13 protein-coding genes are annotated in these 12,613 nt (G+C 65.5%); 10 read left to right on the plus strand and 3 right to left on the minus strand.

The features are described 5' to 3' along the window. Positions 1–91 precede the first annotated feature (91 nt). Positions 92–1,138: a hypothetical protein gene (locus GCN75_RS06845; RefSeq protein WP_152281943.1), complete on the minus strand. Its 1,047-nt coding sequence runs from the start codon at positions 1,136–1,138 to the stop codon at positions 92–94. Positions 1,139–1,324: 186 nt separating this feature from the next. Further along, a complete protein-coding gene (locus GCN75_RS06850) occupies positions 1,325–2,260 on the minus strand; it encodes a LysR substrate-binding domain-containing protein (RefSeq protein WP_152281944.1) in 936 nt (311 codons plus the stop codon). Between the two features lie 174 nt (positions 2,261–2,434). Between GCN75_RS06850 and GCN75_RS06855 the strand changes: the two genes are divergently transcribed. Further along, complete coding sequence (locus GCN75_RS06855) at positions 2,435–3,661, plus strand: HD-GYP domain-containing protein (RefSeq protein WP_152281945.1); 1,227 nt, start codon at positions 2,435–2,437, stop codon at positions 3,659–3,661. On the opposite strand, the gene GCN75_RS06860 is transcribed toward GCN75_RS06855, so the two are convergent. Next, a complete protein-coding gene (locus GCN75_RS06860; protein WP_152255499.1) occupies positions 3,658–4,704 on the minus strand; it encodes a GGDEF domain-containing protein in 1,047 nt (348 codons plus the stop codon). The genes GCN75_RS06855 and GCN75_RS06860 overlap by 4 nt on opposite strands. Positions 4,705–5,185: 481 nt before the next feature. On the opposite strand from GCN75_RS06860, the gene GCN75_RS06865 reads away from it, so the two are divergent. The 9 genes from GCN75_RS06865 to GCN75_RS06905 all read left to right on the plus strand — a co-directional run bounded on the left by GCN75_RS06865 (position 5,186) and on the right by GCN75_RS06905 (position 12,572). Continuing rightward, positions 5,186–5,368, plus strand: a complete 183-nt coding sequence (locus GCN75_RS06865; RefSeq protein WP_034752975.1) for a Flp family type IVb pilin — start codon at positions 5,186–5,188, stop codon at positions 5,366–5,368. A 54-nt stretch (positions 5,369–5,422) separates the two neighbouring features. Then, on the plus strand, positions 5,423–5,956 hold the full coding sequence (locus GCN75_RS06870; RefSeq protein WP_152281946.1) for an A24 family peptidase: 534 nt from the start codon (positions 5,423–5,425) through the stop codon (positions 5,954–5,956). A 93-nt stretch (positions 5,957–6,049) separates the two neighbouring features. Further along, on the plus strand, positions 6,050–7,423 hold the full coding sequence (locus tag GCN75_RS06875) for an ATP-binding protein (RefSeq protein WP_152281947.1): 1,374 nt from the start codon (positions 6,050–6,052) through the stop codon (positions 7,421–7,423). Then, positions 7,420–8,277: a Flp pilus assembly protein CpaB gene (gene cpaB, locus GCN75_RS06880; protein ID WP_152281948.1), complete on the plus strand. Its 858-nt coding sequence runs from the start codon at positions 7,420–7,422 to the stop codon at positions 8,275–8,277. The genes GCN75_RS06875 and cpaB overlap by 4 nt, the downstream gene beginning before the upstream one ends. A gap of 27 nt (positions 8,278–8,304) precedes the next feature. After that, positions 8,305–9,756, plus strand: a complete 1,452-nt coding sequence (locus tag GCN75_RS06885) for a type II and III secretion system protein family protein (protein ID WP_152281949.1) — start codon at positions 8,305–8,307, stop codon at positions 9,754–9,756. A gap of 16 nt (positions 9,757–9,772) precedes the next feature. Continuing rightward, the gene (locus GCN75_RS06890) at positions 9,773–10,078 is read left to right on the plus strand and encodes a hypothetical protein (RefSeq protein ID WP_226941176.1); all 306 of its coding nucleotides are present in this window, start codon (positions 9,773–9,775) and stop codon (positions 10,076–10,078) included. After that, positions 10,068–11,498, plus strand: a complete 1,431-nt coding sequence (locus GCN75_RS06895) for a pilus assembly protein TadG-related protein (RefSeq protein ID WP_152281950.1) — start codon at positions 10,068–10,070, stop codon at positions 11,496–11,498. Before GCN75_RS06890 ends, GCN75_RS06895 begins: the two co-directional genes overlap by 11 nt. Beyond that, positions 11,495–11,977, plus strand: a complete 483-nt coding sequence (locus GCN75_RS06900; protein ID WP_152281951.1) for a TadE/TadG family type IV pilus assembly protein — start codon at positions 11,495–11,497, stop codon at positions 11,975–11,977. Before GCN75_RS06895 ends, GCN75_RS06900 begins: the two co-directional genes overlap by 4 nt. After that, complete coding sequence (locus GCN75_RS06905; RefSeq protein WP_152281952.1) at positions 11,967–12,572, plus strand: TadE/TadG family type IV pilus assembly protein; 606 nt, start codon at positions 11,967–11,969, stop codon at positions 12,570–12,572. Before GCN75_RS06900 ends, GCN75_RS06905 begins: the two co-directional genes overlap by 11 nt. Positions 12,573–12,613 lie beyond the last annotated feature (41 nt).

Genomic DNA, 12,613 nt, shown 5'->3' on the forward strand with positions numbered 1-12,613 from the left:
AGTCAGGAGCGTGGGCAAATACGCTTTGCCGATGGGGGTATAAGAAAAAATGATATGGCGGACCAGCCGCCATTGGGGGAGCTGCGAGGACTCAGGGCTGTGTCCAGAAAACGGGACGGGCCCGCTGCGGGTGGGAGGCGGGCGTCGCTTCCGGCAAGAGCATATTGGTCGATTTCAGGGCCAGTGCCAAGGCTTCTCCTGCATCGATTCTGTCCACATTCGTCTTGTTGAACATCCCCCTGGATAAACGCAGATACACGGGCGCGCCGCCGGCCTGGATCTCCACGCTATACGGTTCTGTTGTGAACGAGATGTCGTACTTCCCGGGTACTAATTGCAAGGCAACGTAGCTTCTGTAGGCGGCATTGTAAGAGGTGAAATTGGCTTTTTTCGGCAAGTGCGCCCCCTTCAGACTGTAAAAGCGCCCCTCGTACGCGTCGCTGCTGTGCTTGCTGCTGTTGTTGTAGTCGTTGAAGATGATCAGGTTGGCTTTCGTGCCCAGGGCCGTGCCGGGAGGGGCGATGGCGGGGTCCGTTTCCAGCGCCGTGCTGCGGAGCACGCCTGCGGCGTCGGCGAGCTGCGCCCAGTTTTCCGCCAGCACGGGGCTGAGCGCCCTGGAGATCGCCTGCGCGCCCATGCCCGGGCCGGTCTTTTCGTCATAGTGGTCGGAGAAGATGGAATTGGGGATATTCTGGATCGAGTGCCAGATCAACTTGTTGTCGAGGCGGTCAACGACGGCGATTTCGCTGCTCATGGTGAAGGAAAAAACGCAGGCGATGAAGCTGCAGCTCGACGTAGAAGTGACGTTCTCGATATGCCAGTCGACGAGGGCGGCATAGCGGCGTCCCGTCGGGCTTGCTGGCAACGCCTGCGCGGTAGCCAGGGCGGAAGGCTGTTTCGCGCTCGACAGCGTGGGGATGAACGCCAGCTTTTGCGCGGGATCGGCGGCCGCTTCCATCAGTGCGCGGCAAGTCCAGCTATGCAGCATGGACGTATTGTCTTTTGCTAAGACTGTACCGAACAGATTCTTGGTGGTGGCTGGCGTGCATTCTTCCTGCGACATGAAGACGATGACGTCGATATCCTCACTCTTGATGGGGTGCGTGACGTCGCGCAGCAGTAATTCGAAGGCGGGCATGGATTTTTCTGGCACGCCGGCCATGGCGCCATGCCATGCGCCAAGGGCGCCCGTGCAGACAAACAGGAAAGACAAGAGAGGGCGAAAATATGGCATAAGGCATTATTGTGAAATAGATAATGCAGTATGATATTTCCTTATGGAAATAATTGATAGTATTTTTAGCATGGCGATGCGCGGACGATACTATGCGGACAGCACATGCGCCCCCACCCAGCGCCCGCTGCCGCACAGCTCGGCGGCTACTTGCAGCACGAGGTTTTTCACGGCGTTGCCCGCGTTTGTCAGGGGAATGTTTTTCGAGGCGCACAGGGCTACCGTGCGCGACAGCACGGGGCTGTGGATGGCATAGCTGCGCATGGCGCCGCTGTCCAGCTCCGCCAGCAGGGGGGCGGCCGGCAGGATGGTGGCGCCCATGCCGGCCAGGATGGCCGATTTCAGGATGGCAATCGAGTTGATCTCGATCACGTTGGCCGTCTCCAGGCCCAGTTCGCGGGCGCGGCTGTCGATGCGCGGGCGCACGCCGTGCTGCAGGCCCGGCAGGATCAGGGTGGCGCTCAATGCCTGCGGGAACGACAGTGCGGCGCCCAGGGGCGCGAATGGCGAATCGCTGCGGCAGATAAAGCGCATCTCCTCTTCCACCAGGGGGCTGCAGGCAAACGGCGTGAGCTGGCCATCGTCGAACAGCACGGCCAGGTTGATGCGGCCCGATTTCAATTGTTCGTTCAGGTTGCCCGTGATTTCTTCCGTCAGCTGCAGGGTGATTTCAGGAAAGCGTTCGCGCGCGGCCAGCAGCAGGGGCAGGGCCAGGGCGCCGGAGATGCTGTGCGGCAAACCCAGGGTGACATTGCCGGACGGCCGCGTGGCGCTTTGCGTGACGGCCGAGCGGGCGTCGGCCACCTGTTTCAGGATCGCTTGCGCGTGTTCGTAAAACACCTTGCCCGCATCGGTGCTGAGCACGCCCTGGGCCGAGCGGTGCAGCAGCTGCACGCCCAGTTCCTCTTCCAGCTGGCGCAGCTGCTGCGTCAGGGCCGGCTGCGCCACGTGCAGGACCAGGGCCGCGCGCGACAGCGAGCCGTGGTCGACGATGGCAACAAAGTAGCGTAATTGGCGTAGTTCCATGGATCCCGGATGCGGTGCGTGCGCCGTTGCCAGGCACGGGGCCGGCAACAGCGCGGTGAGCGGAAAAAACAGGGTGTTGCGCCGCAGCGCCGAACGCGGCCAGCAGAATAACAATTTTGTTATACTCATTCTAGCGCCTTCGGTGCTCCAGCCGGGTATTTGTGGGATGACAGCATGCTCAAGAAAGTTGATTCGTCTCAATTAAAAGTGGGCATGTACATCCATGACCTCAGTTGCGACTGGATGACGCATCCGTTCGTGCGCAACCGTTTCCTGTTGCGCAGCGATGATGAAATCCGCAAGATCGTGCAGGCCGGCATCCATGACGTGGTGATCGACAGCGGCAGGGGCCTTGACGTGCAGGACGCGCCCACCGTGGCGCAGGCGCAGGCCGCCACCGAGCGCGAACTGGTGCAGATCGTCACGGCGCCGCCAGTGGTCACGCGCGTGTCGCTGGGCATGGAGCTGGCGCGCGCCACGCAGGTGCGGCGGCAGGCGTCGAGCCTGGTGCGCACGGTGATGGCCGACGTGCGCCTGGGCAAGGCGGTCGAGATCGACCGCGTGCAGCACACGGTGCAAGATATCACCGAATCGATCCTGCGCAATCCCGGTGCCCTCGTCGGCTTGTTGCGCATCAAGAGCAAGGATGACTACACCTTTTTGCATTCCGTCAGCGTGTGCGCGCTGCTGGTGGCGTTTTGCCGCTCGCGGGGCATCGATGCGGCCACCACGCACCAGGCGGGCCTGGGCGGCTTGCTGCACGACACGGGCAAGGCGCTGGTGCCCGATAGCGTGCTGAACAAACCCGGACCTTTGACGCCGGAAGAGTTTGCCCTGATCAAGTGCCATCCGCGCGATGGCTACGACATCCTGCGCCGCTCGCCCGAGGTGGGCGCCATTCCGCTCGACATCGCCCTGCACCACCACGAACGGCGCGACGGCAGCGGCTACCCGGACCAGCTGGCGGGCGACGCCATCAGCGAACTGGCGCAGATGGCCGCCATCGTCGATGTGTACGACGCGCTGACGTCGGACCGCAGCTATCACAAGGGCATTCCCGCAGCCGAAGCCTTGCGCAAGATCTACGAGTGGAGCAAATTCCACTTCAATCCCGTGTTTGCGCAGGATTTCATGCGCTGCGTGGGTATCTATCCGGTAGGCACCATGGTGATGCTGGAATCGGGCCGCCTGGCCGTCGTCATCGAAGCGCACGAGAGCAATCTGCTGGCGCCGAAAGTGAATGTGTTTTTCAGTACGAAGAGCAAGACCTACATCAAGCCGGAAACAGTCGACCTGTCGCGCGGTTTCGGCTTCGGCGGCGCGGACAAGATCGTCGGCCATGAGTCCGCTGCCAAGTGGCAGGTCGATCCCATGCGTTTTCTCTCCCTCGCGGATGCTTAGAAGAACTCCGCCGTATCGTTCGAGGTGATGGTGGTGAGCAAGCCCTTGGCCACCAGCTCGTCGTAGTGGCAAGCCAGGTTGCGGCCATGGCTTTTCGCGTAGTACAGCGCCTGGTCGGCGCGGCCCAGGATGATCACGGGCGCTTCGTAGGCGTTGATGCTGACGAAGCCCACGCTGACGGTGACCCTGCCCACTTGCGGGAAGTCGTGCGCTTCGACATTGGTGCGGAAGCGGTCGATGATTTTCTGCGCATTTTCCAGGGTGATCGAGCGCAGCAGCACGACGAATTCCTCGCCGCCGAAACGGAAGATGCGGTCTTGCGAGCGGAACGACGATTGCAGCTGGTTGGCGATCAGGATCAGCACTTCATCGCCATACAGGTGGCCAAACTTGTCGTTGACCAACTTGAAATGATCGACGTCGATCACGGCCAGCCATTGCCGCTCCGTGTCCGTATGGTGGCGCCGTTCTTCATCGACGGGACGCGGCTTGTCCGCTTCCGGTTCGCCGCGGCTTTGCAGGATTTTCGCCAGCTGGTCGTCGAAGGTCTTGCGGTTCAACAAGCCGGTGAGCGAATCGCGTTCGCTGTAGTCGAGCAGGTTCTGGAAATTGCGGTACACGCTGACGATGCCGCCGATCACCTGGATGGTGGCGCCCGTGTATGGCGTGGGATTGGTGATTTCCAGGCAGGTGGTGACCTGGTCGCCGATCCAGATGGGCAGCCACAGCAGGTGGCGGCCGTCGGCGCACAGGGTGTCGGCGCTCGCCTCATGGCGCGCGATGCAGGCGGCCAGCGCCGGGTAGTCCGACAGCGGTTCGCCCGGCAGGGTAGGATCGGTATGCTCTTCCATGCGGGCCACGCTGCCCGCCACGATGATGGCCCGCGACCGCACGAACACCTGGCCCCGCACGGTGGTCAGGGCCAGCACACGGGTCTGCGACGCGGCAGCGAGTTCCTGGACCGCCGAGATCACGGAAATGTCGAGCATCGTGTGGTCGCGGTGCCCGGTCATGTCCACCATGTGTTTCAGTAGGGAATCCATTGTCGTTCTCTGGAAAGTAGTCACACAAGTGTCGTCATAGCAGCATTGCATCAAGCAAGAGCATGTTCGCGTCCGTCTACAAGAAGCCAAGATTTATTTGGTGGCATGACGCTCTTTACCGCCGGGCGAGAGGCCTTTCCAAAGAAGAGCTAAGCAGGATAATGTCTTTTTGCCTAATAGGCAATTAACGTATGCAATATTTCATGTAAATACATGAGATTCAGGCACCGCGTTGCAAAAAACTTGCCCTGACGAAGACTTTCAATCCTGATCGCAACATTTGTTTGCGCCAGCCGTCATTTCAACAAGGTTTGATAATTTCCATGCGGAAACTTGTGGCGCGTCAATTTGCCAAAACGTGGGCGCTTTATAGTCAATGCAATGGCGCAGAAATTTACGGCAGGAAACATATTAGCAGGAATGGGCAATGTTTCACACCCGATTGCGCCAGGGACTTGTGATTCACTTTTGGGAGCTTGTCATGCATACCTTCCTGTCGGCAGTACAGCAGTTTGTCAAGGATGAGGATGGCATTACGGCAATCGAATACGGCTTGATTGCGGCATTGATGGCTACCGCCATCACGGCCGGTTTCTTGCTGATCAAGACCAACTTGCTGGCCGTCCTCACCGACATTTCGTCGAACCTGGTGTTGACGCCCTAAGCGGGTGCCCGTCGCTGGCCGGCCAGCGGCGGGTTTTTTTTCGGGAGGTGTGCCATGCCAGCGTATGCCTTGTGCGACCTGCTGTTGTTGTGCTTTGTGACGGGGGCCGCCGTCAGTGATTTGATCCGCCGCAAGATTCCAAATGGTTTGGTGTTGTCGGGCATCCTAGCCGCCCTCGTCCTGCATCTGTGGCTGTGGCCGCACAACGTGCTGCCGGTATGGCTGGGCGGCATGGCGACGGGCTTCTTCCTGTTCCTGCCTCTATACGTGCTGCGCGGCATGGCCGCCGGCGACGTCAAGCTGATCGCCATGGCGGGCGCGTTTGCGGGACCGTGGCCCGTGCTCCTGATCTGTTTTGCCACCTTCGTGCTGGGCGGCCTGATGGCCGTGCTGATGATCACCTGGCAGGGCAAGTGGCGCGCCTGCCTGGGCAATCTGCGCCAGCTGCTATGGCCGATGATCGCGCGCATGGCGGGTATTCCCCTGGCGCCCGCCGCACTGGGCAGCCAGGCCAGCGTGGGCAACATGCCGTACGGACTGGCCATTGCCCTGGGCTGCCTGGCGGTGCAAGGGCGGCACTATTTCTGATTGGTATTCATTGCTCTTGATCAAGGGGCGCCAATCCCCGCTCGCTAGAATGAATTCTGTTCAATGCAGTCTTAACCGGCTTGGAGACGCAGCATGACGGAGGTCGATTATTCCCTGAGCACCGAGAGCGCGCCGCGCCCCGCCGACGCGAACCTGATGCCGCCCTTGCCGCCGCAACCGAAGAGCTTGCGTGAAACGGGGCTGGAGCGGCCCCTGGTGGTCGAACTGATCGCCAAGCTGATGTTTGTGGGGGGCAAGACGCACCTGTCCGCACTGACGACGCGCCTGCGCCTGTCGATCAATGTCTTGCGTGAAGTGCTCGATTTCATGGTGGCCGAGCAGATGGCCGAAGTGGCCTGGCGCGGCGAATCCGAGATCGACGTGCAGTACCAGCTGACGAGCGCGGGCAAGCAGCGCGCCGGCGCCTTCCTCGAACGCTGCGCGTATATCGGCGCCGCGCCCGTCACCCTGGAAGCGTACCGCGCCATGGTGGCGCGCCAGTCGTGGCTGGTGCAGGAACAGCGCGTGGGCAGCGACGACCTGGCCGCCGTGCTGGGCAGCGCCCATGCGGGGCCGGGCATGCTCGACGTGGTGGGCGCGGCCCTGCATTCGGGGCGCTCGCTGCTGCTGTACGGTCCGCCCGGCAGCGGCAAGTCGACCCTGGCGCTGCAACTGGGACAATTGCTGCACGGATTGGTTGCCGTGCCGTACGCCATCGTGGTCGGCCACGACATCATCCAATTGTACGATCCGGCGCAGCACCTGCCGCCCGCGCCCCAGCACGTCAGCCATGCGCGCCAGGCGCTGGAGCGGCGCAGCACGGACATCCGCTGGGTGCTGTGCCAGCGTCCCGTGATCCATGTGGGCGCCGAGCTCGACGCCGGCATGCTGGAGCTGCGCCATGACGCCAGCGGCGGCTGCTACCAGGCGCCGCCCCATGTGCGGGCGAACAACGGCATGCTGATCATCGACGACCTGGGGCGCCAGCGCCTGGGCGCGCAAGACTTGCTGACGCGGCTGATGCAGCCGCTGGCGCGCGGCAGCGACCAGCTGGGCCTGCCCGGCGGCGTGCAGGTCAGCGTGCCGTTCGACAACGCCCTCGTGCTGGTCACGAATGTGTCGCCGGGCGAGCTGTTCGATCCTGCCTTGCTGCGCCGCATCGGCTACAAGGTGCAGGTGGGGCCGCTGGCCGAGAGCGCGTACCGCGCCCTGTTCCGCCAGCAATGCCGCCTGGCCGGCATGGCTATCGACGAGCCAGCCCTGAACCATCTGCTGCAGCTGCATGGCGCGCAGGGGCGACCCTTGCTGGCCAGCTATCCGCAGGAATTGCTGGCGCGCATAGGCGACTTTGCCGGCTTTGCCGGCAGCGAAGCGCGCCTGACGGTGGCCGCCCTGGAGCAGGCCTGGGGCAGCCTGTTTGCCAGCTGCGACATGCCGGCCGCCAGCCTCAGCGAGCGTATCGCATGAAGAACCGGCGCGCCCTGCTGATGATGGGCCTGGCGGTCGTGCTGGGCCTGCTGGCCGTGCTGCTGGCCTCGCACTGGCTGCTGCGCCAGACGCCGGCCGGCAAGGGCAAGATCGTCGTGGCCGCCAGCGACGTCAACCTGGGCCAGCGCCTGACGCCCGAGATGCTGCGCCTGGCCGAATGGCCGGCGGAAAGCCTGCCGCAGGGCGCGCTGCAAGATCCGGCCAAACTGGCGGGACGGGTGCTGAAAACCAGCGTGCTGCGCGGCGAACCGCTGAGCGAAGCCAAGCTGGCGCCCGCCGGCACCCTGGGCGGCCTGTCGGCCCTGATCACGGAAGGGCGGCGCGCCATCACCGTGCGCGTCAACGATGTGATCGGCGTGGCCGGCTTCGCCTTGCCGGGCAACTATGTCGACATCATCGTGAGCACGCAGCAGGATGCGGGCGACCGCGCGTTTCCCCAAAGCCGCAACATTTCCAAGATCGTCCTCGAACGCATCCTGGTGCTGGCCGTGGCGCAGGAAGTGGGACGCGACGAAACCAAGCCCCGCGTGGTCAATGCCGTGACCCTGGAAGTGACGCCGGAACAGGCGGAAAACCTGGACCTGGCGCGCAGCGTGGGCAGCCTGTCGCTGGTGCTGCGCAACCAGGTCGACCCGCAGCCGGGCGTGACGGCGGGCGCCACCAAGCTGACCCTGCTGGGCGGACCGCACGATGCCGAGTCCGCGCCAGCGCCTGCGGCACCCGTGCCTGCCCCGGCGCCGCGCCCCGTGCGCGTGGCGAAGGCGCCGCTGGAAGCGCTGCGCCAGTGCAGCGGCGTCATCGACGGGACGCGCCAGTCGCGCGAATGTTTTTAGCTGCCTCGACCAACCATGGACACGCTCATGAACCGCGCCCTGCTGACACTGTGCTGCCTGCTGTTGCCGCTTGCCGGCGCGGCCGCCGATCCTGGCCCGCGCTGCGGCGGCGAAGCGGCCTCGCCCGGCAACTTGCAGCTGCAGGTGGGCAAGTCGAGCATGCTGCGCCTGCCCGAGGCCGTGCTGGCCCGCAGCGTGGGCAATCCGGCCGTGCTGCAAGCCATGCTGGTGGCGCCCGACACCCTGTATGTGGTGGGCGTCGACGTGGGCAGCACGAACATGATCATCCAGGGACGCAGCGGCACGTGCAGCGTGGTGAACGTCAGCGTCAGCATGGACCCGGCCGGCTTGCAGGCCACCCTGGCGGCCCTGATGCCGGAAGAAAAAGCCATCCGCGTGACGGCCGTGGCCGATACCCTGGTGCTGTCGGGCACGGTGCAGGATGCGGGCGCCGTGCTGCGCGCCGTCGAACTGGCGCACGCCTATGTGCGCCGCGCAACGCCGCCGCTGGCGCTGCCCAAGCCCGCCGATGGCGCTGCCGTGCCGGCGGCGGCCGCGGCGCCCGCTGGCGGCGCAGGCGGCGCAAACAGCGCAAACAGCGCGAACAGCCGCATCATCAATATGCTCGACGTCAGCGCGCCGCAGCAAGTGATGCTGGCCGTGCAGATCGCCGAAGTGTCGAAGTCGCTGCTGGAGCGCCTGGAAGTGGGCGCCACCCTGCGCTTCGCGTCCGGCAGCTGGGCCACCACCTTGCTGTCGAATTTCCTCAGCGGCACGGCCAACGGCTTGCTCGACGTGCGCAAGTCGAATGGCCAGCAGCTGACCATCGAGGCGCAGAAGCAGGATGGCCTGGTGCGCATCCTGGCCGAGCCGACGGTGATGGCGATCAGCGGACAGGAGGGCAGTTTTCTGGCCGGCGGCAAGATTTTCATCCCCGTCGGCCAGGACAACAACAAGATCACCCTGGAAGAGCGCGAGTACGGCGTCGGCCTGCGTTTCACGCCCACCGTGCTGTCGGGCGGGCGCATCAACCTGAAGGTGGCGCCGGAAGTGTCGGAACTGTCGCGCGAGGGGGTGGGCATTTCCGCTGCCGGCGTCAGCGCCCGTTCGATCCTGCCCGTGATTACCACGCGGCGCGCCTCGACCACGGTGCAGCTGTACGACGGCCAGAGCTACGCCATCGGCGGCTTGATCAAGAACAACCAGGTGAGCAACATCACGGGCGTGCCCTGGCTCAGCGAAGTGCCCATCCTCGGCGCGCTGTTTCGCAGCACGGATTTCCAGCATGACCGCACGGAATTGCTGTTCGTTATTACCGCGCACCTGGTGAAACCCTTGCCGGCCGACGCCGTGCTGCCGACGGCGCAGCTGGCGCCCCCGTCGCGCACGGAGTTGATGTTGGGCGGCAAGATGGAAGGCAGGCCGGCGGCGCCGTCCGTGCCGCCGCCGCGCGCGGCCAACGGTTTCGAGCTGAAATGAAACGGGGAGATACGCCATGCCGAATTTGCTCCTGATATGGCTGCGGCGCCTGGCGGCGCCGATGCTGGCGCTGCAGCTGGCCGCCTGCGCGCACGGCAGCAGCACGCCGCAGCTGGACGGGCGCTTCGGCGATGCCGTGCGCGTGGCCATGGCGCAGCAGGTGCGCGATCCGGCCGGCGCCGCCAACCGCACCCCGGCCGACGGCCTCGACGGCCCCAGCGCGCACGCCGTCATGCAGCGCTACCGCGCCTCGTTTGCCGAACCGAACGGCCAGGCGCCCCAGCCCGTGCAATTCATGCTGGGAGGCGGCAATGGCAAATAGACGCCGGCGCCAGCGGGGGGCGATGCTGATCGCCTTTTCCATCCTGCTCATCGTGGTGCTGGGCTTTATCGGCCTGGCGCTGGACGTGGGGCAGGTCATCGGCCGCAAGACGGAACTGCAGAACCTGGCCGACAACGCGGCGCTGGCGGCGGCCGCGGAGCTGGTGGGCACGCCCGACGGCCTGGCGGCGGCCGTGGCGAAAGCCAAGAGCAGTGCAGCCGACCGCAGCGTATGGCGCCGCCGCATGGAGGGCGCCATCCTGTCGGATGCCAGCATCCGCTTCGCCAGCGCGCCCGACGCGCCCGCCGGCGACTGGCATGCGGCGGGCGCCGTGCCCGATCCTGCCACGGCGCTGTTCGTGCGCGTCGATACGCAGGCCAACGATCCGGCGCTGGGGCGGGTGGCGACGGCGTTCCTGGGCGCCTGGTCGCCGGCGCTGCGCACCCTGGACACGGGCGCGCGCGCCGTGGCGGGGCGGACCAGCCTGCACCTGACGCCGCTGGCCATCTGCGCGCTGTCGGCCAGTGCAGCCAGCCCGCGCACGAATGCGGCGCTGCTGCCGGCCGTCGAGCTGCTGGAATATGGCTTTCGCCGCGGCGTGGCCTATAACCTGTTGAAGCTCAATCCGCACGGCCCGGCAGCCGAACATTTCGTGCTCAATCCCCTGGGCCGGCCCGGCATGCTGGGCTCGCCGCTGCAGGTCAGCGAGCCCAGCGTGCTGCCGTTTGTCTGCAGCGGCACGGTGCAGTACCCGCACATCGGCAGCGCCCAGGTGCATGTGCACCGGCCCTTTCCCGCCGCGCTGTGGACCGCCTTCAATGCGCGCTTCAACCAGCATGGGGGCAGCGGCTGCCATCCCGTCACGGCGCCGCCCGACACGAACATCCGCGCGTATCCGAATGCGGCGGCGAACTGGTGGATGACGAATACGCCCGATGCGCCCAGCGCGCTGAGCACCGGCAACCCGCTGCTGTCCGTGGCCGATCCGGAAGCGAACGCGACGCCGCCCGGCGTCGGCAGTTATGGGCCGCTGTGGTCGTTTTCCCGCGCGGCCAGGTACAGCAACCCGAGGCCGGCCGGGGGCTACCTGCCGTTTGCCACCAGCGACTGGACCAAGTTGTATCCCGCTGCGCCGGCCGCGCCGGCCGCCAAGTCCAGCTATCCCACCGACAAGTCGCCCTACCTGACGCTGGCCTACCAGACGGCACCGACGGGCAACACGGGCGTGGCGCAGCGGCGCCTGCTGCACATTGCGCTGCTGGCCTGTCCCTTGCCGGCCGGCAGCGACGTGCTGGCCCGGGTGCGCGGCATCGGCCGCTTCTTCATGACGGCGCCCGCCAGCAATGGCGTGCTGAGCGCCGAATTCGCGGGCCTGGCCAGCGAGGGATCGCTGGCCGGCCCGGCGGAGCTGCTGCGATGAAGGCGCCGCGCCGCGCGCCGCGCCGCCAGGGCGGTGTCGCCGCCATCGAGCTGGCGCTGATCCTGCTGTTTTTCATGGGACTGCTGCCCTTCGTGCTGCTGTTCGGCCGCGCGCTGCTGGTGTACACGGCCCTGCAAAAAAGCGCGCATGACGCGGCGCGCTACATGGCGACCATGCCGCTGCCGCAGATGGGCAGCATCGCCACGGCCACCGAGGGAGCCGTGTTTTCCCGGCAGATGGTGGTCGATGCGATGGCGGAAAGCTGGCCGCAAATGGAGGCTGCCCGGGTCAGCGTGGATTGCGTGTATGTCGACGAGTCCTTCAGCTGCGGCAGCTATCCGACGGCGCCGCTGCAGGTGCGCATCAAGGTGACCGTGGACATGCCCGTGGATTTCCTGCCCGAGCTGACGCGCAAGTGGCTGCCGCAGCTGGAACCGATTCCGTTGCGTGCCAACGCGACATTGCGCTATGTCAATTAACCTGCGTCCCCGCCGGCAGCGCCAGGGCGGCGTCTTCGCTGTCGAGTTTGCCATGCTGGCGCTGCTGTTCTTCCTCTTCCTGTTTGCCATGCTGGAAGTGGCGCGCGCCGTGTACATGTGGAACCTGGTGCACGAGATCACCCGGCGCGCCGCGCGCGCCGCCGCCGTCACCGATTTCAGCAATGCCGGCGCCCTGCAGGCCGTGCGCACGCAAGCGGTGCTGCGCACGGCACCGGGCACGCTGCCGCTGGGCGGCGGCATCAGCGATGCGTACGTGCGCATCGATTATCTGTCGCAGGCCGGCGGCGCCGTGCTGGCGGCCGTGCCCGTGACGGCGATGCCGGGCTGCCCGCAACGCAACCGCATCAATTGCCTGGACGATCCGCATGGCGCCAGCTGCATCCGCTTCGTGCGCGCGCGCCTGTGCGTGCCCAGCGAAGGCGCGCGCTGCGAGAGCGTGCCGTACCGGCCCATCCTGCCCCTGCTGGGCGTGATGTTTCCCTCCGGCGCACGGGCCGTGCGTTTGCCCAACGGAGCCACGATGGCCGTGGCCGAGTCGCTGGGCTATCCGGACAATCCCGGTTTTTGTCCATGAGCGCCGATCCGCTGGCGCAGCCGAATGTCTTGCATAGAATG

Source organism: Janthinobacterium violaceinigrum, assembly GCF_009208555.1.
Classification (GTDB): Bacteria; Pseudomonadota; Gammaproteobacteria; order Burkholderiales; family Burkholderiaceae_D; genus Janthinobacterium; species Janthinobacterium violaceinigrum.